The sequence below is a fragment of the Nocardioides ginkgobilobae genome (assembly GCF_054781275.1).
On record NZ_BAAGUS010000010.1, the window covers coordinates 1 to 22,629 of the forward strand.

The following is a 22,629-nucleotide window of genomic DNA, read 5'->3' on the forward strand; positions in this document are numbered from 1 at the left end:
CCGTTCGCCGCTCGAGTACCCCCGAAAGGGCCTTTCCGCTCGACTTGCATGTGTTAAGCACGCCGCCAGCGTTCGTCCTGAGCCAGGATCAAACTCTCCGTTGAAAAACAACACCACCACCCAACCCAAAGGCCAGACGATGGAAAAAGAGATGCCCCTGACAGAAGAACCCTGACACCCAACCGGCACAAACCGATCAGGAAATTTGTCAGAATCATTGTCAAAGAAACCACCGACCAACCAGACCCCAAAAGGCCCAGATGATCGACGGGGCATAACAAACTAATTCGTCGACTATGACACACTGTTGAGTTCTCAAGAATCAGACGCGCACCGTCCCGTTCGCTCTCGCGACCGGCGGCGGGGCAACCTGCAGAAACTTACCTGTCTGTCTCGGCCTCGTCAACTCCGGGGAGCTGCTGGGCTGTGGCAGGCTGGTGAGCCTCCGTGCTGCGGACATGACAGAGCCCCTGGTTCGAGCTGGCCCGAGGGCCTCGCTCCGAGGAGTTCCGCTTGCCGCGGCGAGAAGGAACATTACACATGCCCCGGGAGCACACAAAATCGGGGGTCACCTCACCCGCGAGGACGCCTCCGCAGCGGTGCGGCGGGGCGGTACGCCGACACCGTCGCCTCGCCTGCCAGCCAGTACCTCCAGGGGTGCTCGGCCGCCTGGCGCAGACCCACCCGTGGTCCGGTCGCCACCGGACCGACCGGCTCCGTGGCCAGGTGCAGCCGGACCGGTCCCCTGGCCAGGTCCGCTCCCCCGTGCTCGAGACCGATGGCCAACGCACGGCACAGCCGGGCCGGTCCCCGCGCGAGGTCCCGGTCGGAGGCGCCTGGCCGCCGAGCGCGCGCGACGTCGAGACCCTCCACGACCTCGCCGGCCCGGAGCAGCACGGCCGAGGCGGTGCCCGGGGTGCCGGTGACGACGTTGGCGCAGACGTGCATGCCGTAGATGAGGTAGGCGTACAGGAACCCGGCTGGCCCGAACATCACTGCGTTGCGGTCGGTCCGGCCCCGGAAGGCGTGGGAGCCGGGGTCGGACTCCCCGGCGTACGCCTCCACCTCGGTCAGCCGCACCGTGACGCCTGCGTGCGAGACATGCGCGCCGAGGAGCCGGGGCGCCACGTCGAGCACGTCCCCGGCGAGCGACGAGAGGTCAGGCGAGCCGGCCACGCAGCTCGGCCGCGCGGGCCACCAGCTCGGCGTGCTGCTCGCGGACCCGCACCGGAGCCGTGCCACCGCGGCCGTCACGCGAGGCGACCGATCCGGCTGCGGTGAGCACCTCGCGGACCCCCGGGGTCAGGTGCGGGGAGATCGCGGCGAACTCCTCGTCGCTGAGCTCGTGCAGCTCGATCCCCCGCTCCTCGCACGCCCGGACACAGGCACCGGCGAGCTCGTGGGCGATCCGGAACGGCACGTCCTGTCGCACCAGCCACTCCGCGATGTCGGTCGCCAGGGAGAAGCCGCGGGGCGCGAGGTCGGCGGTCCGCTCCCCGTGGAAGACCAGCGTCGCAACCTGACCGGTGAAGGCAGGCAGCAGCACCTCGAGGGTGTCGACGGAGTCGAAGACCGGCTCCTTGTCCTCCTGGAGGTCGCGGTTGTAGGCCAGCGGCAGCGCCTTGAGCGTGGCCATGAGGCCGGACAGGTTGCCGATGAGGCGGCCGGCCTTGCCGCGCGCCAGCTCGGAGATGTCCGGGTTCTTCTTCTGCGGCATGATCGAGGACCCGGTCGACCACGAGTCGTGCAGCGTCACGAAGCCGAACTCGTGCGTCGCCCAGAGGATGACCTCCTCGGCGATCCGGCTGACGTCCACCCCGATCTGGGCGGCCACGAAGGCCAGTTCGGCGACGAAGTCGCGCGAGGCGGTGCCGTCGATGGAGTTGGCGGTCGAGCCCGTGAAGCCCAGCTCCGCGGCGACACCGGTCGGGTCCAGGCCGAGGGACTGGCCCGCCAACGCTCCCGAGCCGTACGGCGAGTCGCCGGCCACCCGGGCGTCCCAGTCGGCCAGGCGGTCGACGTCGCGCAGCAGCGCCCAGGCGTGCGCCATGAGGTGGTGCGACAGCAGCACCGGCTGCGCGTGCTGGAGGTGGGTGCGTCCCGGCATGATCGTCGGCCCGGTGCCGCCGGTCTCCTCCGAGCCCAGGTGCGCCTCGGCCTGGGTCGCCAGCGCCCCGACGAGGTCCAGCACGTGGCCACCGATGACGCGGGCGTGGTCGCGCAGGAACACCTTGAACAGCGTGGCGATCTGGTCGTTGCGCGACCGGCCGGCCCGCAGCCGGCCACCGACGTCGGGGCCGACCTCCTCCAGGAGCAGCCGCTCCAGCGCCCCGTGCACGTCCTCGTCGGTGGGGTCGGGGTGCAGCTCGCCGGCGGCGTACCGCTCCCCCAGCACCGCGAGGCCGCGCAGCAGCTCGGCGTGGTCGGCGTCGGAGAGCAGACCGGCGCGGTGCAGCGCGTTGGCGTGGGCCCGCGAGCCCGCGAGGTCGTAGGGCGTGAGCCGCCAGTCGAAGTGGGTCGACCGGGACAGCGCGTCGAGCTCCGGCGAGGGTCCCCCGGCGAAGCGACCGCCCCAGAGCTTGCCGGTGTTGGTGCCCTCGCCCTTGCCGGGCTCGAGCGGGTCGGCGGTGCCGGTCACTGGGGGTTCCTCTCGTCGGCGGCCAGGTCGGCCACGGCCTCGACGGCCTTGATCATGATGTCGGGGAGATCGGGGAAGACCGCGCGACCGTCGGCGGCGAGGTCGGTGGGACTCCACCAGCCGTGGTCGAGCACGTTGTCGACCTCGAGGGGCTCGAGGTGGTCGAAGACGACCTCGACGTCGTGCGCGAGCGTGAGGGCGAAGAACGTCGAGTCGCCGAGGAACGACCGACCGTCGTAGCTGAAGGGCACGAGGTCACGGTGCACCGGGCCGACCAGGTCGGCGGCCTCGATCCGGATCCCGGTCTCCTCGTGCATCTCGCGCACGGCGGCGTCGTGCAGGGTCTCCCCCGGGTCGACGGCACCGCCGATGGTGCCCCAGCGCGCGACGCCCGGCCGTCCGGGGTCCTGGTCGAGGAGCAGCAGCACCTCGCCGCGGTGGTTGACCGGCAGCACCCGCGCGGTGACCCGCAGCGTCGGCTCACCGGGGGTGGTCACCATCGGCTCGTCCATCAATCGGTGCCGAACTCCATGGCCGCCGCGTCCAGCGCCTCGTCTCCGGTCTGGCCGAGCTCGGCGTTCTCGGCGATCCGGCTGGCGCCGCCCGGCTCGATCTCACCGAAGAGCGTGCCGTTCTCGACCAGGATCTGGCCCTGGTCCAGCGGCTGCCCGGCGTACATCTCGAGCTTGGCGCGCGAGTCGGCGATGTCGAGGTTGCGCATCGTGAGCTGGCCGATCCGGTCCAGCGGGCCGAAGGCGGCGTTCTCGGTGCGCTCCATCGAGAGCTTGTCGGGGTGGTAGGAGAAGCCCTTGCCGACGGTCGAGAGCACGGTGTAGTCCTCGCCGCGGCGCAGCCGCAGCGTCACCTCGCCGGTGACCAGGGAGGCGACCCAGCGCAGGAGGCCCTCCCGGATCATCAGCGCCTGCGGGTCGAGCCAGCGGCCCTCGTAGAGCAGCCGACCGAGCTTGCGGCCCTCGTTGTGGTACTGCGCGACCGTGTCCTCGTTGTGGATCGCGTTGAGCAACCGCTCGTAGGCGATCCACAGCAGCGCCATGCCCGGCGCCTCGTAGATGCCGCGCGACTTGGCCTCGATGATCCGGTTCTCGATCTGGTCCGACATGCCCAGGCCGTGGCGACCGCCGACCGCATTGGCCTCCATCACCAGCGCGACCGGGTCGCGGAAGGTCTCACCGTTGATCGCCACCGGGCGACCCTGGTCGAAGCGGACCCGCACGTCCTCGGTCTCGATCTGCACCGAGGGGTCCCAGAACTTCACGCCCATGATCGGCTCGACGGTCTCCAGCGAGACGTCGAGGTGCTCCAGGGTCTTGGCCTCGTGGGTGGCACCCCAGATGTTGGCGTCGGTGGAGTAGGCCTTCTCCTTCGAGTCGCGGTAGGGCAGGTCGTGCTCGACCAGCCACTGGCTCATCTCCGCGCGCCCGCCGAGCTCGTGCACGAACTCCGGGTCCAGCCACGGCTTGTAGATCCGCAGGTCGGGGTTGGCCAGCAGGCCGTAGCGGTAGAACCGCTCGATGTCGTTGCCCTTGAAGGTCGAGCCGTCGCCCCAGATGTCGACGCCGTCCTCGTGCATGGCGCGCACCAGCATGGTGCCGGTGACCGCGCGGCCGAGCGGGGTGGTGTTGAAGTACGCGCGCCCGCCCGAGCGGATGTGGAAGGCGCCGCACGCGATCGCGGCCAGACCCTCCTCGACCAGCTGGCGGCGGCAGTCCACGGCGCGGGCGATCTCGGCGCCGTACTGCAGGGCCCGGTCGGGCACCCCGGAGATGTCCGGCTCGTCGTACTGCCCGATGTCGGCGGTGTAGGTGCAGGGCACGGCGCCCTTGTCGCGCATCCAGGCCACCGCGACGGAGGTGTCGAGTCCGCCGGAGAACGCGATGCCCACGCGCTCGCCCTTCGGCAACGTGGTCAGGACCTTGCTCACGGGTGCTCCTCGGTGTCTGTGTCGGTGACGGTCGTGCTCGGGGGTGTGCTCGGGGGTGTGCTCGGGGGGATGGTGCCAGGGGTCCGGGGGGTGTCCAGGAGGGAGACCGGGCCCTGGCTGGCCGGCGGGTGCTCGGCCATCGCCAGGAGGCGGTGGGCGAGGTCGTCGCCGCCGATCGGGTCGCGGCCGATGACCAGCACGGTGTCGTCGCCGGCGATGGTGCCCAGCACGTCGTTGAGCTCGGCCTTGTCGAAGGCCGAGGCCAGGAACTGCGCGGCCCCCGGCGGGGTGCGCAGCACGACGAGGTTGCCGCTGGCCTCCGCGCTCACCAGCAGCTCGGCCAGCAGGCGGGCCAGCCGCGCGCGGCCGGTGGCGGTGTCGGCGGGTGCCAGCGGGGTGCGGTCGCCGCCCTCGGCCGGCACGGCGTAGACCAGGGTGCCGGAGGCGCCGCGGACCTTGACGGCCTCGAGCTCGACCAGGTCGCGCGACAGCGTCGCCTGGGTGACGCGCACGCCGTTCTCGGCCAGCAGCACGGCGAGCTCGCCCTGGGAGTGGATCTCCCGGGAGCCGACCAGCTCGACGATCAGCTGGTGCCGGGCGTTCTTGGTCGTGGGTCGCAGGGCCTGCTCGCTCATCGCAGCAACGCCCCCTCCCCGGCCCGGAGCAGCCACGCCATGACGGCCTTCTGTGCGTGACGCCGGTTCTCCGCCTCGTCCCAGACCGCGCTCTGCGGGCCCTCGAGCACGTCGGCGGAGATCTCCTTGCCGCGGTACGCCGGCAGGCAGTGCAGCACGATGGCGTCCGGCCCCGCGCAGGCGAGCAGCTCGGCGTCCAGGGACCAGGCCGCGAAGGCCGCGGCCCGCGCGGACTCCTCGCTCTCCTTGCCCATCGAGATCCAGGTGTCGGTGACGACGACGTCGGCCCCGGTGACGGCCGCGCGCGGGTCGGGCTCGGCGACCGCGGAGCCGCCCGTGGTCGCGGCGATCTCGCGGGCGCGCTCGAACATCGCCTCCGAGGGCATGAAGCCCTCCGGCGCGCTGACCCGCACGTGCATGCCGGCGGTGGTGCCGGCGAGCAGCCAGGAGTTGCCCATGTTGCAGGCGCCGTCGCCGACGAAGGCGACGGTCAGGCCGGCGAGGTCGCCCTTGTGCTCGCGGACCGTCAGCAGGTCGGCGATGAGCTGGCACGGGTGGAAGTCGTCGGTGAGCGCGTTGACCACGGGGACGCCGGCGTGGGCGGCCATCGTGTCCAGGTCGGACTGGTGGAAGGTGCGCCACACGACCACGGAGACCTGGCGGCCCAGCACGCGCGCGACGTCCTCGACGGACTCGCGGACCCCGATCCCGGCGAGCCTGCCCTCGACGAGCATCGGGTTGCCGCCGAGCTCCGCGATGCCGGCGCCGAAGGAGACCTGGGTGCGCAGTGTCGGCTTGTCGAAGATCATCGCGACCGACTGCGGTCCGGCGAGCGGCTTGGCGTCGTACGGCGAGCGCTTCATGGCGGCCGCGAGGTCGAGGACCTCGGCCTGCTCGGCCGGGCTCAGGTCGTCGTCGCGCAGGAAGTGGCGCAGGGTCGGGGCGGCCACCTCACACCCCCGCGGCGTCGAGGATGCCCGGCCAGGCGGCCAGGAAGGCGGCGGCGTCCTCGTCGGTGAGGACGAGCGGCGGGGCGAGCCGGATGCGGCGCGGCGTGGGAGCGTTGACGATGAAGCCGGCGTGCTGGGCGGCCTCGACCACCTGGGCCGCGGTCTCGGAGACCAGGTCAAGGCCGATGAGCAGGCCCTCGCCCCGGACCTCGGTGACCCGGGGGTCGGCGGCCAGGCCGTCGCGGATCTTCTGCCCGAGGACGGCGACGTGCTCGAGCAGCCCCTCGCCCTCGATCGTGGCGATCACGGCGAGCGCCGCGGCGCACGCGACGGGGTTGCCGCCGAAGGTGGTGCCGTGGTTGCCCGGCTGCAGCAGGTCGGCGGCCCGGCCCAGACCCACGACGGCACCGATCGGGTAGCCGCCGCCCAGTCCCTTGGCGAGCGTGACCACGTCGGGGACCACGCCGTGGCGCAGGTGGGCGAACCACTCCCCCGTGCGGCCGACGCCGGACTGCACCTCGTCGAGCCACAGCAGCGCACCGTGCTCGTCGGCGACCGCGCGGGCCGCGGCGAGGTAGGCGTCGGGGGCGACCACGACGCCGGCCTCGCCCTGGATCGGCTCCAGGCAGATCGCCGCGGTCCGGTCGGTGACGGCGGCGGCGAGCGCCTCGACGTCGCCGTACGGGACGAAGGTGACCTCGCCCGGCAGCGGCTCGAACGGCTCGCGGTAGGCCGCCTTGCTGGTGAGCGCGAGCGCGCCCATCGTGCGGCCATGGAAGCCGCCCTCGGCCGCGACCACGTGCGTGCGGCCGGTGCGCCGGGTGAGCTTGAAGGCGCCCTCGTTGGCCTCGGCGCCGGAGTTGGCGAGGAAGACCTTGCCCTCGTGACCGCCGAGCAGCGCCAGGAGCTTCTCGGCGAGCTCGACCTGCGGGCCGGTGGTGAAGAAGTTGGAGACGTGGCCGAGGGTCTGCAGCTGCTCGGTCACCGCGGCGACCAGGGCCGGGTGGGCGTGGCCGAGGGAGTTGACCGCGATCCCGCCGAGCAGGTCGACGTACTCCTTGCCGTGCTCGTCCCAGACGTGGGTGCCCTCACCCCGGACCAGCGCCAGCTTGGGCGGGCCGAAGGTGTTCATCAGCGCGTGGGTGTAGCGCTCGGTGAGGTCGCTCGTGGGGGTGCTCACTTGACCATCGCCTGCTTCCGGGCCTTGCGGACCTTCGTCTCGACGCCGGGCAGCACCTGGGTGCCGACGCCCTCGTCGGTGAAGAGCTCCAGCAGGACGGCGTGCGGCTCGCGACCGTCGACGACGGTGGCCCGCGGGACGCCCTCGGCGACCGCCTTGCGGCAGGCCTCCATCTTGGGGACCATCCCGCTGGCGAGCGTGGGCAGCAGCTCACCCAGGGTCTCGGGGCTGATCTCGTAGATGACGTCGTCGCTGTCGGGCCAGTCGCGGTAGAGCCCCTCGACGTCGGTGAGGACCAGGAGCTTCTCGGCACCCAGCGCGACCGCCAGGGCCGCGGCCGCGGTGTCGGCGTTGACGTTGTGCACCGCACCGTGGACGTCGGGCGCGACGCTGGAGACGACCGGGATGCGCCCGGCCTCGATGATGTCGAGGACCGCCTCGGGGCGGACCTTGGCGACCTCGCCGACCAGGCCGAGGTCGACCTCCTCGCCGTCGACGATGGTGTTGGTGGGCTCGGCGGTGAAGAGACCGGCGTCCTCGCCCGACATGCCGACGGCCAGGGGGCCGTGGGAGTTGATCAGGCCGACCAGCTCGCGCTGGACCTGGCCGACCAGGACCATCCGGACCACGTCCATCGCCTCGGGCGTGGTGACGCGCAGCCCGCCGCGGAACTCCGACTCGATGCCGAGCTTGTCGAGCATCTGGGAGATCTGCGGGCCACCGCCGTGGACCACGACCGGCTTGAAGCCGGCGAAGCGGAGGAAGGCGACGTCCTCGGCGAAGGCGCGCTTGAGCGCGTCGTCGGTCATCGCGTTGCCGCCGTACTTCACCACGACCACCTTGCCGTGGTAGCGCTTGAGCCAGGGCAGGGCACCGGCGAGGACGCCGGCCTTCGTGGAGTCGGCGGGCGGGACCTCGCTGAAGACCATCGACGCGGGGTCCAGGGCGGGGTTGGTGGCTGCGTTCGTGGTGTCGTCGCTCATGAGGAGTAGGCGCTGTTCTCGTGGACGTAGGCGTGGGTCAGGTCGTTGGTCCAGACGGTGGCCCGCTCGGTGCCGGCCTTGAGGTCGATCGTCACGCTGACCTCGCGCGGCTCTAGGTCGACCTTCGTCGGGTCCTCGTGGGGCGTGGACTGCCGGCAGACCCAGACGCCGTTGATCGCGACGTCGAGGTCGGCGGGGTCGAAGGCTGCGGTGGTGGTGCCGATGGAGGCGAGCACGCGGCCCCAGTTGGGGTCCTTGCCGAAGACGGCGGCCTTGAACAGGTTGCTGCGGGCGACGCTGCGCGAGACCTCGACCGCCTCCTCCTCGCTCACGGCGTTGAGGGTGGTGATGGCGATCTCGTGGTCGGCGCCCTCGGCGTCCTTGAGCAGCTGCATGGCCAGGTCGGTGCAGGCCTGGGTGAGCGCGGCGGTGAAGTCCTCCAGGCTCGGGGTGATGCCGCTGGCCCCGCTCGCCATGACGGTGACGGTGTCGTTGGTCGACATGCACCCGTCGGAGTCGAGCCGGTCGAAGGAGACCCGGGTCGCGGCACGCAGGGCGGTGTCGAGGTCGGCGGCCGGCACGACGGCGTCCGTGGTGAGGACGACCAGCATGGTGGCCAGCTGGGGGGCGAGCATGCCCGCACCCTTGGCCATCCCGCCGATGGACCATCCGGCGCCCTCGACCACGACCTGCTTGCTGACCGAGTCGGTGGTCATGATCGCCTCGGCGGCCTCGCCACCGCCCTCGGTGGAGAGGGCCGCGTGCGCGGCGTCGACGCCGGCGAGCAGGTCGTCGCGGTCGTTGGCCAGCCCGATCAGGCCCGTCGAGCAGACGACCACGTCGATCGCGCCGATCCCGAGCCGCTCGGCGACCCGCTCGGCCACGGCGTGGGTGGTCTGGAAGCCCTCCGCACCGGTGTAGCAGTTGGCGCCGCCGGAGTTGAGGACCACGGCGCGGACGGTGCCGTCCTTGACGACCTCCTGGCTCCACAGGACCGGGTTGGCCTTGCAGCGGTTGGAGGTGAAGACGGTCGCGGAGTCGTACGTCGGGCCGTGGTTGACCACGAGCGCGACGTCCTTGGCGCCGGTCGACTTCAGGCCGGCGGCGACACCGGCGGCGGAGAACCCTGCGGGGGCGGTGGTGCTCACGGGGCGAGTCCGATCGTGGTCAGGCCCGTGCCCTCGTCGAGGCCGAGCGCGAGGTTCATGCACTGCACGGCGGCGCCGGCGGTGCCCTTGGCGAGGTTGTCGACGGCGCCGACCGCGACCAGGCGGCGGGCCGCCTCGTCGACGGTCACCTGCACGTGGACGGCGTTGGAGCCGGTGACCGACTGGGTCTGGGGCCACAGCCCCTCGGGCAGCACGTGGACGAACCGCTCGTCGGCGTACGCCTTCTCGTAGACCTCGCGGGCCTCGGCGGCACCCACGTCGCGGGCCAGCGGCGCGGAGCAGGTGGCGAGGATGCCGCGCGACATCGGGACGAGCAGCGGGGTGAAGGAGACACTGACGGTGCCGCCGACGAGGCCCGACAGGTTCTGCGTGATCTCGGGCGTGTGCCGGTGGCTGCCGCCGACGCCGTACGCCGAGGCGTTGCCCATGACCTCGCTGCCGAGCAGGTGCGGCTTGGCGGCCTTGCCGGCGCCCGAGGTGCCGCTCGCGGCGACCACGACGACGTCGGGCTCGACCAGGCCGGCGGCCACGGCGGGGGCGAGGGTCAGCGTCGAGACGGTCGGGTAGCAGCCGGGGACGGCGACCCGCGTGGCCCCGCGCAGGCGCTCGCGCGCCCCGGGCAGCTCGGGCAGGCCGTAGGGCCAGGTGCCGGCGTGCTCGCCGCCGTAGAAGGCGGCCCAGGCCGCGGGGTCCTGCAGGCGGAAGTCGGCGCCGCAGTCGATGACGACGGTGCCCTCCCCCAGCTCGGCCGCGACCGCGCCGGACTGCCCGTGCGGGAGGGCGAGGAAGACGACGTCGTGGCCGGAGAGGACCTCGGTGGTCGTCTCCTCCAGCACCCGGTCGGCGAGCGGCACGAGGTGCGGCTGCAGGGCGCCGAGCGGCTGGCCGGCGTTGGAGGCCCCCGTGAGGGCACCGATCTCCACCTCGGGGTGGGCCAGCAGGTGGCGCAGCAGCTCACCTCCGGCGTACCCGCTCGCTCCGGCGACGGCGACCCGCGTGCGACTCATGTGCATGACTATACAAAGGTCTGCATGAGTATGTGAAATCGGGGTGGTCCGGCGCGGGAAAGTCGGCTGCCGATCACGTGGCCGCGGCCTAGGTTGCGGTCATGAGCCGCCTGGACCCTGCCCAGTACGTTGCCCACCTGCGTCGGGAGTCAACCCGTTTCCGCGACGTCCTCACCACCACCCCGGCGGTGGCCCGGGTGCCGTCGTGCCCGGACTGGGACGCCGACGACCTGCTGTGGCACCTCGGCGAGGTCCAGTGGTTCTGGGGCGAGGTCGTCGGTTCACGCCCCGCCGGGCCGCCCGAGGAGCACCCGGCGCGACCCGCGGACCGCGAGGGACTGCTGGCCTTCTTCGACGAGGCGTCCGAGCGGCTCGCCGCGCTGCTGGGCTCGCTCCCGCCGGACGAGCCGGCGTGGACGTGGGCGGACGAGCAGACCGTCGGCTTCACCCAGCGACGGCAGGCCCACGAGGCGATGGTCCACCGGCTCGACGCCGAGCTGGCCGCCGGCGCCGTGACCGCGCTGCCCGCCGAGCTCGCCGCGGACGGCGTGGCCGAGGTCGTGGACGTGATGAAGGGCGGCGAGCCGCCCGCGTGGGGGGCCTTCACCCCCGACGGGCACACCACGGCCCTCGAGCTCACCGACACCGGGGACCGGCTGGTGCTGCGGACCGGACGGTTCACCGGCACGGACCCGGGGTCGGGCACGGCCTACGACGTGCCGCACCTCGTGCGGGCCGCCGACGACGCGCCGGCCGACGCGGTCGTGCGCGGGGGCGCTGCCGACGTGGACGCGTGGCTGTGGCGTCGTACGGACCGCGCGCGGCTGGCGGTCAGCGGGTCCGAGGCGGCGTTCGCGGCGTTCCTGGACGCCGTGGACCAGCCGATCGACTGAGACCTGGCGACGGGTCACGCGCAACCTGGCGACGGGTCGCGGGCAGCTCAGGCGCGCTGGACGGCTCCGGTGCGCTCGGCGGCGAGGGCCACGGCCGCCTCGCGGGCGGCGGTGGTGTCCTCGTCGGTGAGGGTGCGGTCGGGGGCGCGGAAGCGCAGGGCGAAGGCCAGGGACTTGCGGCCCTCCCCCAGCTGCTCGCTGCGGTAGACGTCGAAGAGCCGGATCGACTCCAGCAGGTCACCGGCGCCCTCGCGCAGGGCGGCCTCGACCGCGGCGGCCTCCACGGACTCGGCCACCACGAGGGCGACGTCCTCCTTGGCGGCCGGGAAGGTCGAGAAGGTGGGGGCCGGCCGCAGGTGCACGGCGTGCTGGATCAGGACGTCGAGGTCGACCTCGGCCGCCACCGACCGGGCCGGCAGCCCGAAGGTCGTGCAGACCCGCGGGTGCAGCTCACCGGCGTGGCCGACGAGCGCGTCGCCGAGCCGCAGCTCCGCGCAGCGGCCGGGGTGCCAGGGGGCGAGGGCCGCGGGCCGGACGTCGAGCTCCAGGCCGAGGGCGTCGGCCACCGAGCGCACGGCGTCGACGGCGTCGGACCACTCCACGGGTCGGCCGGGACCCCACCAGCCGGCGGGGTCGGCCTCGCCGGCGGCGACCAGCCCCAGGTGCAGCGGCTGGTCGGGCAGCGCCTTGACCAGGGCGTCGAGCTCGGCGTCGGTGGGGCGGCGGTCGACGGGCAGGATCGGTGCGGCGTCGGTGGATCGCGGCAGCGTCACGGTCGCGGTCTCGAAGACCGCCACCGAGGAGGCGCCCAGGCCGACGTTGCGACCCGCCGTGCGCAGCAGCGCGGGGAGCAGCGTGGTGGTCATGGCCGGGGCCTCGCTGCTGAGGGGGTTCGAGAGCCTCAGCACGCTCCGGCGCGGGTCGTCGGCCTCCAGGCCGAGCGCGTCGAGGTCCGGCTCCCCCACGAAGGGGAAGTCGACGACCTCGACCCAGCCCGCGCCGGCCAGGGTCCGGCCGATCCGGCGCCGCAGCTGCTGGGCCCGGGTCAGCCCGCGACCGCCGGGGGCGGCGGGCAGGACCGACGGGATGGTGTCGTAGCCGACGAGCCGCACGACCTCCTCGACCAGGTCGTAGGGGTCGGTGACGTCCGGGCGCCACGGCGGCGGGGTCGCGGTGAGGGTTCCCCCGTCCACAGTGACCGTGCAGCCGACGGCCTCGAGGTGGGCCACGGTCGTGGCCGGCTCGATGGGGAGCCCGGACACGCGGGCCGGCAGGTCCAGCGCCATGGTGACCGTCGGCATCGCCGGGGCCTGCCCCACGACGGTCACGCCGGGCTCGGCGCTCGCTCCGCCGTACGTCGTCAGGAGCTCGACCACGCGGTCGGCCGCGGCCTCGCAGATCGTCGGGTCGACGCCGCGCTCGTTGCGCTTGCCGGCCTCGGAGGTGATCTTGTGCCGGCGGCCGGTGCGGAACATCGAGACCGCGTCCCAGTGGGCCGACTCCACGAGCACGCGCGTGGTCGTCGCCGAGATCTCGGTGGACTCCCCGCCCATGACGCCGCCGAGGCCGATCGGGCCGGAGTCGTCGCAGACCACGAGGTCCTCGGCGCTGAGGGTGCGCCGGGTGCCGTCGAGAGTCGTGAGCTGCTCGCCCTCGCTCGCCCGGCGGACCACGATCGCGCCCTGCACCTTGTCGGCGTCGTAGCCGTGGATCGGACGACCGGTCTCGAGCATGACGTAGTTGGTGACGTCGACGGCCAGGGAGATCGGGCGCATGCCGGCAGCGGTGATCCGCCGGGCGATGAAGTCGGGGGTGGGTGCCGCGGGGTCGAAGCCGCTGACCGTGCGGGCGACGAAGACCGGGCAGCCGGTCGTGTCCTCGAGCCGCACGGGGTGGCCCTGGTCGTCGGCCGGCGGGGTGTCGCGCAGGGCCGGGTCGCGGAAGCCGGTGGCCCCCTGGACCGACACGGCGACCTCGCGGGCGATGCCGCGGATCGACAGCGCGTAGGCGCGGTCGGGGTTGACCTCGAGCTCGATGACCTCCTCGTCGAGGCCGAGGATGCCGCGCACGTCCTGGCCTGGCTCGCCGGCGTCGGCGGGCAGCACGATGATGCCGTCGTGGTCCTCACCCAGGCCGAGCTCGCGGGCCGAGCAGATCATGCCCGCGGAGACGTGTCCGTAGGTCTTGCGGGCGCTGATCTCGAAGCCGCCGGGCAGCACGCCGCCCGGGAGCACCACGACGACCAGGTCGCCGGGTTCGAAGTTGTGCGCTCCGCAGACGATGCCCTGGGGCTCTCCGGTGCCGTTGGCGTCGCCGACGTCGACGGTGCACCAGTTGATGGTCTTGCCGTTCTTCTGCGGCTCCGGCTCCTTGGTGAGCACCCGGCCGACGACCAGCGGGCCGCTGATGTCGGCACCGGCCGACTCGATCGCCTCGAGCTTGAGCCCGGTGAGGGTCAGGCGGGCGGTGAGCTCGTCGGTGGAGGTGCCCTCCGGCACGTCGACGTGCTCGAGGATCCAGGACTTGGGGGCCTTCATCTCAGGGCTCTCTTCTCAGATCTCGGTGCCGAAGGCGGCGCTGAACCGGACGTCGCCCTCGAAGAGCGGTCGCAGGTCCTCGAGGTTGTGGCGGAACATGAAGCTGCGGTCGATGCCCATGCCGAAGGCGAAGCCGGAGTAGCGCTCGGGGTCCACGCCGCACGCCACGAGCACGCGCGGGTTCACGACACCGCAGCCACCCCACTCGATCCAGCCCTCGCCGCGGCAGGTGCGGCAGGAGTCTGCGTCCACCCCGCGGCAGACGAAGCAACGCACGTCGACCTCGGCCGAGGGCTCGGTGAAGGGGAAGTACGACGGGCGGAACCGGGTGTCGATGCCGGCGCCGAACAGCTGGCTCGCCAGGTGGTCGAGGGAACCCTTGAGGTGCGCCATGGTGATGCCCTCGTCGACGACCAGGCCCTCGACCTGGTGGAACATCGGGGAGTGCGTGGCGTCGTACTCGTCGGTGCGGAAGACCCGTCCCGGGCAGGCGACGTAGATCGGGGGCGTGCGGGTGAGCATGGTGCGCGCCTGCACGGGGCTGGTCTGGGTGCGCAGCACGACGTGCCGCTCGGCGGGCTCGGTCCAGAAGGTGTCCTGCATGGTGCGGGCCGGGTGGTCCGGCCCGAGGTTGAGGGCGTCGAAGTTGAGCCACTCGGCCTCCACGACCGGGCCCTCGGCGATCTCCCAGCCCATCGCGACGAAGATGTCGGCGATGAGCTCGGACTGCAGGGTGATCGGGTGCCGGCCGCCGCGGCGGCGGCGGTCCGTGGGCAACGTGACGTCGACGGTCTCCTCGACCAGCATCCGCTCCTCGTGCTCGGCCTCGAGCACCTCCTGGCGGGCGGCGAGCGCCTGGTTGACCGCGCCGCGGGCCTGGCCGATCCGTTGGCCGGCCTCCTTGCGCGCCTGCGGCGGCAGCGCGCCGATCTCCCGGTTGGCCAGGGCCAGCGGGGAGCGGTCGCCGGTGTGGGCGATCCGGACCTGCTTGAGCGCCTCGAGGTCGGCGGCCGCCGCGATGGCGGCGATCGCCTCGTCGCGGGCCGCGGCCACGTGCTCGGCCTGCAGCGGGGTGACCTCGACGGGGTCGTACTCGGAGTTCGGACCGGACATGGGGCGCAGTCTAGGAAGCGCGCCTCCACCCCGACGAACCGGCACACGTCGCAGCGTCAGCGCGTGCGGTGGTCCTCCACCGGCCAGCGCACCACGATGCGCGCCCCGCCACCCGGGGCGTCGTCGATGACCACGTCCCCGCCGTGCGCGCGGGTCAGCCCGCCGACGATGTAGAGCCCGAGCCCGGACCCCCCGCGGGCCCCGTGCTTCCAGAACTTCGTGAAGACCTGGCGCCGCAGCTCCTCGGGGATGCCGGTGCCCTGGTCGTCGACGGTGATCCGCACCGACTCCGCGACCTCCGGGTGCTCGGGCCGGGCCGGCTCGGCCGCGAGGTGCTCCACGGTGACCCGGACGGTGCCCTCGCCGTGGCGCAGCCCGTTCTCCACGAGGTTGGTGACGACCTGGGTGAGCTTGTCGGGGTCGGCGGAGACGCGCGGCAGGTCGGGCCGCAGCTCCAGCTCCACCGGGCGGGCGGTCCCGGCGCTGATCGACTCCACGACCCGGCCCACGACCGTGGCGACGTCGGTCGGGCGCGGGTGCAGCTGCAGGCGGCCGGTGTCGATCCGGGCCACGTCGAGCAGCTCGGCGATCAGCCGGCTCAACCGGTCGGAGTCGGCGTGGACCGTGGTGAGCATCAGCTTCTTCTGCTCGTCGCTGAGCTTGTCCCAGCGGTTGAGCATCGCCTGCACGAAGCCCTTCACGCCGGTCAGCGGCGAGCGGAGCTCGTGGGCGACGGTGGCGACGAGGTCGGAGCGGTCACGGTCGAGCCGGGCCCGGCCGCGACCCGAGCGCAGGCTGACCGCCACCCGCTCCACGGGTCGGCCACGGCCGGCGCGGTGCAGCCGCGCGGTGACCAGGACCTCGCTGCCGTCCGGCAGCCGCCACGATTGCTCGGGCACGCCGGTGCGGGTGCTGATGCCCGCGAACGGGCAGTGGACGTCGTACCAGGTCTGGCCGTCGGTGTCGCGCAGCGCGAGGACCTCGCGCAGCGGGCGGCCGACGGCACCGGCACCGCCGTCGGGGCCCAGCCCGAGCATCCGGGCGGCGGTGGACGAGACCAGCTCGACCCGCTCGTCGGGCCCGGCCAGCAGGACCCCGTCGGGGAGGGCGTCCACCACGTCCTGAGCGCTCGGGTCCACGCGGCCCACCCTAGGCCCGGCCGCCCGCCCGTCGGCGTCAGGCGCGGTGGACCCGGGCGGAGGCGTAGAGGCAGAGCGCGGCGGCGGTGGAGAGGTTGAGCGACTCCGCGCGGCCGTGGATGGGGATGGCGACGCGGTGGTCGGTGAGGGCCGCCAGCTCCTCGGGCAGGCCCCAGGCCTCGTTGCCGAGCAGCCAGGCGGTGGGCGCGGCGAGCACGTCGTCCATCGCGAAGAGGTCGCGCTCGCCTGCGCCGTCGGCGGCCAGCACGGTCAGGCCGGCGGCTCGCGCGGCGTGCACGGCCGCGACGGGGTCGGGCTCGAGCGCCACCGGGAGGTGGAAGGCCGAGCCGACGCTGGCGCGCAGCGTCTTGGGGTTGTAGAGGTCCACCGAGCTGCCTGCGAGCACCACGGCGTCGGCTCCGGCGGCATCGGCGCAGCGCACGACGGTGCCGGCGTTGCCGGGGTCGCGGACGTCGGCGCAGATCGCCACCAGCCGGGCACCGGCCAGGGCGTCGGCGAGCGGCACGTCGACGAAGCGGCACAGGGCCACGACGCCGGCCGGGCTCACCGAGTCGCTGAGGGCGGCCAGGGCGCGGTCCTCGACGAGGGTGAGGCGTACGTCGGCGGGCAGCTCGGGCACCAGCCCGAGCGCGTCGGGGCGGACGAAGACCTCCTCGACGCAGCCGGCCGCGAGAGCACCCTCGACTGCCTTCGGGCCGTCAGCGAGGAACAGCCGCCGCTCGGAGCGTTCCGAGCGGCGGCTGAGCCGGCGTAGGTCCTTGAGGCGAGCGTTGGAGTGCGCCAGCGGGGTGTCGGCACCCGCGCGGTGCGCTCGCTGCTCGACCATCAACGGGTCAGGCCGAGACCTTGGGCGCGTTGACGTCCTCGGGCAGCGCGGCCTTGGCGGTCTCGACGAGCGCGTTGAACGCGGCGATGTCGTTGACGGCCAGGTCGGCGAGGATCTTGCGGTCGACCTCGACGCCGGCCAGGTTCAGGCCCTGGATGAAGCGGTTGTAGGTCATGCCCTGCGCACGCGCGGCGGCGTTGATGCGCTGGATCCACAGACGACGGAAGTTGCCCTTGTTCTTGCGGCGGTCGTTGTAGCTGTAGACCAGGGAGTGGGTGACCTGCTCCTTGGCCTTGCGGTAGAGGCGCGAGCGCTGGCCGCGGTAACCGCTGGCGCGCTCGAGGGTGGTACGACGCTTCTTCTGGGCGTTCACTGCGCGCTTGACGCGTGCCATGTCTGTTGCTCCTTGCTTGCGGACGTTCTCAGGGGGCCGGGGGCCCGGGATCTGGGGTGGGACCCAGTGGGGGCGTACGGGGGCGGAGCCCCCGTGGGATCAGCGGCCCAGCAGCTTCTTGGCGCGCGGGACGTCGGCGGTGGCGACCTCGGCGGTGCCGGAGAGGCGGCGCGTCACCCGGGAGGACTTCTTCTCCAGGTTGTGGCGCATGCCCGCCTTCTGGCGGCGGATCTTGCCGGAGCCGGTCACCCGGAACCGCTTGGAGGCGCCGGAGTGCGACTTGTTCTTGGGCATCGTTGTCTCTTCCTAGTTGCGGTGGTCTCGCCACGCCCGCCCGCGAGGGCGGACAGGGGGATCAGGGGGTCAGGCCTCGATCTCGGGATCGAGGTTCTCGGAGCGGCCACGCTCCTTGGCCACGCCGGTGCGGCCGGCGTTGGCGGCGGTGCGCTCGGCCTTCTCCTCCGCCTCGAGCTCGGCCTTCTCGGCGGCGGCGATGTTCTTGGCGGCCTTGATCTCGGCCTTCGCCTCGGCCTTCTTCTTGTGCGGGCCGAGCACCATGATCATGTTGCGGCCGTCCTGCTTGGGCGCGGACTCCACGAAGCCCAGCTCGGTGACGTCCTCGGCCAGGCGCTGGAGCAGGCGGAAGCCCAGCTCGGGGCGGTGCTGCTCGCGACCACGGAACATGATCGTGATCTTGACCTTGTCGCCGGCCTTGAGGAACCGCACGACGTGACCCTTCTTGGTCTCGTAGTCGTGGGCGTCGATCTTCGGCCGGAGCTTCATCTCCTTGATGATGACGTTGGTCTGGTTCCGGCGCGCCTCGCGGGCCTTCTGGGCGTTCTCGTACTTGAACTTCCCGTAGTCCATGAGCTTGCAGACCGGGGGGTGCGCCATCGGGGCGATCTCGACGAGGTCGAGGTCGGCCTCCTGCGCGAGGCGCAGCGCGTCGCCCGTCGGCACGATGCCGACGGTCTCTCCGTTGGGACCGACGAGTCGGACCTCGGAAACCCGGATCCGGTCGTTGATACGAAGCTCAGTGCTGATGTGTCCTCCTGGGGCTTGATGGACAAGCGGAACCCAGTCATGACACGCGCGCTCTCCGCGGACCTACCCCGGAGAGGGGGTGCACCAGCGAGGGCACGAGGCTCTCGCGGACCGGACCCGACGACCTGGATGTGGCTGGATGGAGCTGGTGCTGCGGTGGTGCTGCAGCGGCGGTCGGTGCGGGTGGGAGACATGTCGTTCTGGTCCCCGCTTGTGGATCGACTCCGCGCCCCCGGTCACCCGGGCACGTGGAACAGATCGGTCAACAGCAGATACTAGGCGCTTGTTCCCGGCTCGGACCAATCCGCGTCCTTGACCCACCCGACCTGGCCGCCCACGCGCGCGAGCCGCCAGCCCCGGGCCAGGCCCTCGAGGTCCACGCCCTCGACGACCAGCCGGGTCGGGCCGGCGACGTCGACCAGCAGCGCGGCGGCCCCCTCCTGGATCGCGGCCTGCGCGGCGAGCTGCGCGCGCACGGGCACCGGTCGCGCCTGGGGGTCCCAGGCCTGCATGGCGGCGGTGTGGGTGAAGGAGAGCAGCGCGTTGCGGCCGTCGCGGCCGGTGAGCAGGACGGCGGCCATGTCGCTGGACTTGTCGCGGGCCAGCCCGTCGTCGCCGACCTCGACCTCCCCCAGGACGGCGACCACCGGGACCAGCAGGCGCGCGCCCAGGAGGGCCTCGAGGCAGGCGGGCAGCAGCGCGCGCCGCTCCCGGGCGTCGGCGGCGGCGTCGTACGCCGTCAGCGCGGTGCGCAGGCGCGGGTCGTCGTCACCGGTGTCATCGGGGAACTCGGAGCCCAGCAGGCTCCGCCCCTCGGGGCTGCTCACGGCTCCATCCTGCCCCCTGGCCGCTGTGGCAGGCTGGAGGGGTGGACGACGCCGCCTGGACCGCCCTCGCCCTGACCCTCACGACCGTCGGAGCCGCCGCGACCTGGCTGCTGTGGCGCCGGCGCGGCCTGGTCGCCGGGCTGCGGGCCGCCGCGCTCACCCTCCTCGTGCCGGCGGCGTGGCTCACCGACACGCTGCGGATGTTCACCCGGATCGGCGACGCCGTGGCCGACTGGACCCTGGGCCTGGTCTTCTCCCCCGTCGTGTGGACGGGCGTGACGCTCGCCGGCGTCTCGGTGGTGCTGCTGGTGGTCGCCGGGATGCTGGCGCGGCGCGGCACCGGCGTCCGGGCACGGAACGCGGTGGCGCCCGGGCGCTCCGGCGACGCGCCCGCCGCGGGTCCCGCCGGTCGCGGCACCCCCGCCATCGACGACGACCTCGCCGACATCGAGGCGCTGCTGCGCAGCAAGGGCATCTCCTGACCGCCGCTCCCCCGCCCGACGCCCCGGTCGGGGCGACCGGCGCCGCGGCTCGCGCCGCCGAGCAGGTGCTGGACCTCGCCCTGTCACGACCCCCGACACTGGGGGCGGGCCGGCTGGTGCTCGTCGACGGGCCGTCGGGTGCCGGCAAGACGACCCTGGCAGCGGCGGTGGCCGCCGCCGCTGGGGCGCGGGCCGTCGCCTCGCGGGTGGTGCACCTCGACGCGATGTACGACGGGTGGGAGGGGCTCCCCGGGATCGGCTCCTCGCTGGCGGCACTGCTCGCTCCGCTCGCCGAGGGGCGCCCCGGCGCCTACCGGCGCTACGACTGGGTGGCCGGTCGCTACGACGGGACCGGGACCGTGGAGCCGGTGGACCTGCTGGTCGTCGAGGGGGTGGGCGCGGCGGCCCCCGGGGTCGCGCACCTCGGCACCGTACTGGTCTGGGTCGACGCCCCGCGCGACCTGCGTCGGCGGCGCGGGGTGGAGCGGGACGGGCCGGCGTACGAGGCGGTGTGGGAGCGCTGGGAGGCCAGCGAGGTCGAGACTTTCGCCCGGGACCGCGGCCGCGAGCGGGCGGACCTCGTCGTCGACGGGGCCGCGTCGCGCTGACCCTCGTCGTCGAACCGGTGCCGAGTCACCGTCGAACCAGCGCCGAGTCACCGTCGAAGCAGCGCCGAGTCAGCGGGGCAGCTCCATGACGAGCGCCCGGAGCTGGCGGGCGGACGTGCGCGCGTGGGAGCCGTCGGAGCCCTGGATGGCCATGACGTTGCAGGTGGTGCCGTCGGCCAGGTCGAGGACCACCCACGGGGCGCCGGGCGAGAGCCGGACCTCGACGATCTGCTCCCAGGCCAGCTGCCGGCGGCGGTAGCCGTTGACGACCAGCAGGCCCTCGCGGGTCGCGGTGGCGCGCGAGCGGACCAGGGCGTAGACGCAGAACAGGCCGAGGCCGGTCAGCGCGAAGACCGTCCCGATCTGGAACCCCGTGAACGCGTCGCGGACCTCTTGGTCGAAGGAGAGCCAGGCTGCGGCGTACACGACGATCAGCCCGACGCCGAGGACGGCGCCGACCAGCCGCGGGCCGAGCGGGCGCCAGGTGTGCGGGAGCGTCGGGGCGAGCGGGGGCTGCGGCCCCGGGCCCGGCTCAGAGGCGGCAGGCATGGATGTCGGTCAGCAGGATGCCGCGGGCACCCAGGCCGTAGAGCTCGTCCATGAGGCGCTGGGCGCCGTCGCGCGGGACCATCGCCCGCACCGCCGACCACCCCTCCTTGTGCAGCGGGGCGACCGTGGGGCTCTCGATGCCGGGGGTCAGCCGCACGGCGTGCTCGACCTGCGCGGTCGGGATGTCGTAGTCCATCATCACGTAGCTGCGCGCGACCAGGACGCCCTCGACCCGGCGGCGGAAGACCTCGAGACCCGCCGGGGCGGTGCCGGTGCGGGTGATGAGGACGGCCTCGGAGTCCAGGATCGTCTCGCCGAAGACCTCCAGGCCCGCACGGCGCAGCGTCGAACCGGTCTCCACGACGTCGGCGATCACGTCGGCCACGCCGAGCTGGATGCTGGTCTCGACGGCACCGTCCAGGCGCACGACGCTGGCCTCGATGCCGCGCTCCTCCAGGAACGCGCGCACGACCCCGACGTACGACGTCGCGATCCGCGCCCCGGCCAGCTGCGAGAGCTCGGTGAACCGGCCCGCGGGGCCGGCGAAGCGGAAGCGGCTGCGCCCGAAGCCCAGCTGCAGGGCCTCCTCGGCCTTGGCGCCGGAGTCGGCGAGCAGGTCACGGCCGGTGACGCCGACGTCGAGGGTCCCCTCCCCGACGTACAGCGCGATGTCGCGGGGGCGGAGGTAGAAGAACTCCACGCCGTTCTCGGCGTCGACGAGGGTCAGCTGCTTGGAGTCGCTGCGCTGGCGGTAGCCGGACTCGCGCAGCATGTCGGTGGCCGACTCCGACAGGGCGCCCTTGTTGGGCACCGCGACGCGCAGCAGCGGCTGGTCTGCACTGGTGGTCATCGGGTCCTCAGAGGTGGGCGTAGACGTCGTCGAGCTCGATGCCCGTGGCGAGCATCAGGCACTGGGCGTGGTAGAGCAGCTGGGAGATCTCCTCGGCGGCACGCTCGCGGCCCTCGTGCTCGGCGGCCATCCAGGATTCCGCGGCCTCCTCGACCAGCTTCTTGCCGATCGCGTGGACGCCGGCGTCCAGCTGGGCGACGGTGCCCGAGCCCTCGGGGCGGGTCCTGGCCTTCTCGCTGAGCTCGGCCCACAGGCCGTCGAAGGTCTTCACGGTCGCCCAGCCTAGGCGGTGGGCCACAGCCGGCCGACATCCGCGTGCGCCCGCGAGACCCTCACCGGGAGGGACCTGACCCGCAGTGGCTCAGCCGCGGCGCAGGTCACGCAGGGTGCGCGCGGTGAGCAGGGCGGCGGCGGTGGCCTCCCAGCCCTTGTCCTCGCTGGATCCCTCCAGGCCGGCGCGGTCCAGGGCCTGCTCGTCGGTGTCGCAGGTGAGCACGCCGAAGCCGACGGGGACCGTGTGGTCGAGCGCGACCCGGGTCAGGCCGTCGGTGGCCGCGGAGCAGACGTAGTCGAAGTGCGGGGTGCCCCCGCGGATCACCACGCCGAGGGCCACGACGGCGTCGTAGCCCTCCCCCGCCAGCGCCGAGGCCACGACCGGGAGCTCGAAGGTGCCGGGGACCCGGACGACCAAGGGCTCGGCGACCTGGTGCGCGGCCAGCGCGCGCTCGGCACCGGCCAGCAGACCGTCCATGACCTCGGTGTGCCACGAGGCCGCGACGACCGCGACCCGCAGGTCGCTGCAGTCGACGGGCTCGGTGGTGGGTGCGCCGTGTCCGCTCATC

Annotated in this window: 25 protein-coding genes and 1 rRNA gene; 3 read left to right on the forward strand and 23 right to left on the reverse strand. The window is 73.2% G+C overall.

The features are described from left to right. From ACYVID_RS10770 to argC, 11 genes are all read right to left on the reverse strand, one after another. A 16S ribosomal RNA gene (locus ACYVID_RS10770) occupies positions 1-104 on the reverse strand; the annotation flags it as partial. 469 nt (positions 105-573) lie between these two features. Beyond that, positions 574-1,176: a DNA-3-methyladenine glycosylase gene (locus ACYVID_RS10775; RefSeq protein WP_460736867.1), complete on the reverse strand. Its 603-nt coding sequence runs from the start codon at positions 1,174-1,176 to the stop codon at positions 574-576. Further along, positions 1,160-2,638 carry an argininosuccinate lyase gene (gene argH / locus ACYVID_RS10780; protein WP_460736869.1) on the reverse strand — a complete coding sequence of 493 codons (1,479 nt, stop codon included), beginning with the start codon at positions 2,636-2,638 and terminating at the stop codon, positions 1,160-1,162. The genes ACYVID_RS10775 and argH overlap by 17 nt, the downstream gene beginning before the upstream one ends. Next, the gene (locus ACYVID_RS10785) at positions 2,635-3,150 is read right to left on the reverse strand and encodes an NUDIX hydrolase (RefSeq protein WP_460736871.1); all 516 of its coding nucleotides are present in this window, start codon (positions 3,148-3,150) and stop codon (positions 2,635-2,637) included. The genes argH and ACYVID_RS10785 overlap by 4 nt, the downstream gene beginning before the upstream one ends. After that, on the reverse strand, positions 3,150-4,580 hold the full coding sequence (gene argG / locus ACYVID_RS10790) for an argininosuccinate synthase (protein ID WP_460736873.1): 1,431 nt from the start codon (positions 4,578-4,580) through the stop codon (positions 3,150-3,152). The genes ACYVID_RS10785 and argG overlap by 1 nt, the downstream gene beginning before the upstream one ends. Next, the gene (locus ACYVID_RS10795; RefSeq protein ID WP_460736875.1) at positions 4,577-5,215 is read right to left on the reverse strand and encodes an arginine repressor; all 639 of its coding nucleotides are present in this window, start codon (positions 5,213-5,215) and stop codon (positions 4,577-4,579) included. The genes argG and ACYVID_RS10795 overlap by 4 nt, the downstream gene beginning before the upstream one ends. Next, entirely contained in the window at positions 5,212-6,165 is a 954-nt protein-coding gene (argF, locus tag ACYVID_RS10800) for an ornithine carbamoyltransferase (RefSeq protein ID WP_460736877.1), read from the reverse strand. Before argF ends, ACYVID_RS10795 begins: the two co-directional genes overlap by 4 nt. Position 6,166: 1 nt before the next feature. Next, positions 6,167-7,345, reverse strand: a complete 1,179-nt coding sequence (locus tag ACYVID_RS10805; protein WP_460736879.1) for an acetylornithine transaminase — start codon at positions 7,343-7,345, stop codon at positions 6,167-6,169. Continuing rightward, entirely contained in the window at positions 7,342-8,274 is a 933-nt protein-coding gene (gene argB / locus ACYVID_RS10810) for an acetylglutamate kinase (protein WP_460737077.1), read from the reverse strand. The genes ACYVID_RS10805 and argB overlap by 4 nt, the downstream gene beginning before the upstream one ends. A gap of 50 nt (positions 8,275-8,324) precedes the next feature. Continuing rightward, entirely contained in the window at positions 8,325-9,476 is a 1,152-nt protein-coding gene (gene argJ, locus ACYVID_RS10815) for a bifunctional glutamate N-acetyltransferase/amino-acid acetyltransferase ArgJ (protein ID WP_460736881.1), read from the reverse strand. Next, positions 9,473-10,510: an N-acetyl-gamma-glutamyl-phosphate reductase gene (gene argC / locus ACYVID_RS10820; protein WP_460736883.1), complete on the reverse strand. Its 1,038-nt coding sequence runs from the start codon at positions 10,508-10,510 to the stop codon at positions 9,473-9,475. The genes argJ and argC overlap by 4 nt, the downstream gene beginning before the upstream one ends. A gap of 95 nt (positions 10,511-10,605) precedes the next feature. Here argC and ACYVID_RS10825 point away from each other — a divergent pair, with 95 nt between their 5' ends. Beyond that, complete coding sequence (locus ACYVID_RS10825; protein ID WP_460736885.1) at positions 10,606-11,397, forward strand: maleylpyruvate isomerase N-terminal domain-containing protein; 792 nt, start codon at positions 10,606-10,608, stop codon at positions 11,395-11,397. A 47-nt stretch (positions 11,398-11,444) separates the two neighbouring features. On the opposite strand, the gene pheT is transcribed toward ACYVID_RS10825, so the two are convergent. From pheT to ACYVID_RS10865, 8 genes are all read right to left on the reverse strand, one after another. Then, positions 11,445-13,934, reverse strand: a complete 2,490-nt coding sequence (pheT, locus tag ACYVID_RS10830; RefSeq protein WP_460736887.1) for a phenylalanine--tRNA ligase subunit beta — start codon at positions 13,932-13,934, stop codon at positions 11,445-11,447. 15 nt (positions 13,935-13,949) lie between these two features. After that, on the reverse strand, positions 13,950-15,047 hold the full coding sequence (gene pheS, locus ACYVID_RS10835) for a phenylalanine--tRNA ligase subunit alpha (RefSeq protein WP_460736889.1): 1,098 nt from the start codon (positions 15,045-15,047) through the stop codon (positions 13,950-13,952). Positions 15,048-15,103: 56 nt separating this feature from the next. Beyond that, complete coding sequence (locus ACYVID_RS10840) at positions 15,104-16,186, reverse strand: sensor histidine kinase (RefSeq protein ID WP_460736891.1); 1,083 nt, start codon at positions 16,184-16,186, stop codon at positions 15,104-15,106. Positions 16,187-16,223: 37 nt separating this feature from the next. Continuing rightward, the gene (locus tag ACYVID_RS10845) at positions 16,224-17,033 is read right to left on the reverse strand and encodes a TrmH family RNA methyltransferase (protein ID WP_460736893.1); all 810 of its coding nucleotides are present in this window, start codon (positions 17,031-17,033) and stop codon (positions 16,224-16,226) included. 7 nt (positions 17,034-17,040) lie between these two features. Next, positions 17,041-17,427 (reverse strand): 50S ribosomal protein L20, encoded by a 387-nt coding sequence (rplT, locus tag ACYVID_RS10850; protein WP_300645985.1) that lies wholly within the window; start codon positions 17,425-17,427, stop codon positions 17,041-17,043. 99 nt (positions 17,428-17,526) lie between these two features. Next, entirely contained in the window at positions 17,527-17,721 is a 195-nt protein-coding gene (rpmI, locus tag ACYVID_RS10855) for a 50S ribosomal protein L35 (protein ID WP_300645987.1), read from the reverse strand. A 69-nt stretch (positions 17,722-17,790) separates the two neighbouring features. Further along, the gene (gene infC / locus ACYVID_RS10860) at positions 17,791-18,471 is read right to left on the reverse strand and encodes a translation initiation factor IF-3 (RefSeq protein ID WP_300646021.1); all 681 of its coding nucleotides are present in this window, start codon (positions 18,469-18,471) and stop codon (positions 17,791-17,793) included. Positions 18,472-18,746: 275 nt separating this feature from the next. Then, positions 18,747-19,298, reverse strand: a complete 552-nt coding sequence (locus tag ACYVID_RS10865; RefSeq protein WP_460736895.1) for an SseB family protein — start codon at positions 19,296-19,298, stop codon at positions 18,747-18,749. Between the two features lie 41 nt (positions 19,299-19,339). Here ACYVID_RS10865 and ACYVID_RS10870 point away from each other — a divergent pair, with 41 nt between their 5' ends. Both ACYVID_RS10870 and ACYVID_RS10875 read left to right on the forward strand, forming a co-directional pair. After that, positions 19,340-19,780 carry a hypothetical protein gene (locus ACYVID_RS10870; protein ID WP_460736897.1) on the forward strand — a complete coding sequence of 147 codons (441 nt, stop codon included), beginning with the start codon at positions 19,340-19,342 and terminating at the stop codon, positions 19,778-19,780. 65 nt (positions 19,781-19,845) lie between these two features. Continuing rightward, on the forward strand, positions 19,846-20,388 hold the full coding sequence (locus ACYVID_RS10875) for a nucleoside/nucleotide kinase family protein (RefSeq protein ID WP_460736899.1): 543 nt from the start codon (positions 19,846-19,848) through the stop codon (positions 20,386-20,388). Positions 20,389-20,457: 69 nt separating this feature from the next. On the opposite strand, the gene ACYVID_RS10880 is transcribed toward ACYVID_RS10875, so the two are convergent. The 4 genes from ACYVID_RS10880 to ribH all read right to left on the reverse strand — a co-directional run bounded on the left by ACYVID_RS10880 (position 20,458) and on the right by ribH (position 22,628). Further along, positions 20,458-20,937: a PH domain-containing protein gene (locus ACYVID_RS10880; protein ID WP_460736901.1), complete on the reverse strand. Its 480-nt coding sequence runs from the start codon at positions 20,935-20,937 to the stop codon at positions 20,458-20,460. Then, positions 20,921-21,787, reverse strand: a complete 867-nt coding sequence (gene hisG, locus ACYVID_RS10885; protein ID WP_460736903.1) for an ATP phosphoribosyltransferase — start codon at positions 21,785-21,787, stop codon at positions 20,921-20,923. Before hisG ends, ACYVID_RS10880 begins: the two co-directional genes overlap by 17 nt. A gap of 7 nt (positions 21,788-21,794) precedes the next feature. Beyond that, positions 21,795-22,058 (reverse strand): phosphoribosyl-ATP diphosphatase, encoded by a 264-nt coding sequence (locus ACYVID_RS10890; RefSeq protein ID WP_460736905.1) that lies wholly within the window; start codon positions 22,056-22,058, stop codon positions 21,795-21,797. Positions 22,059-22,148: 90 nt separating this feature from the next. Beyond that, on the reverse strand, positions 22,149-22,628 hold the full coding sequence (ribH, locus tag ACYVID_RS10895; protein ID WP_460736907.1) for a 6,7-dimethyl-8-ribityllumazine synthase: 480 nt from the start codon (positions 22,626-22,628) through the stop codon (positions 22,149-22,151). Position 22,629: the final 1 nt, after the last annotated feature.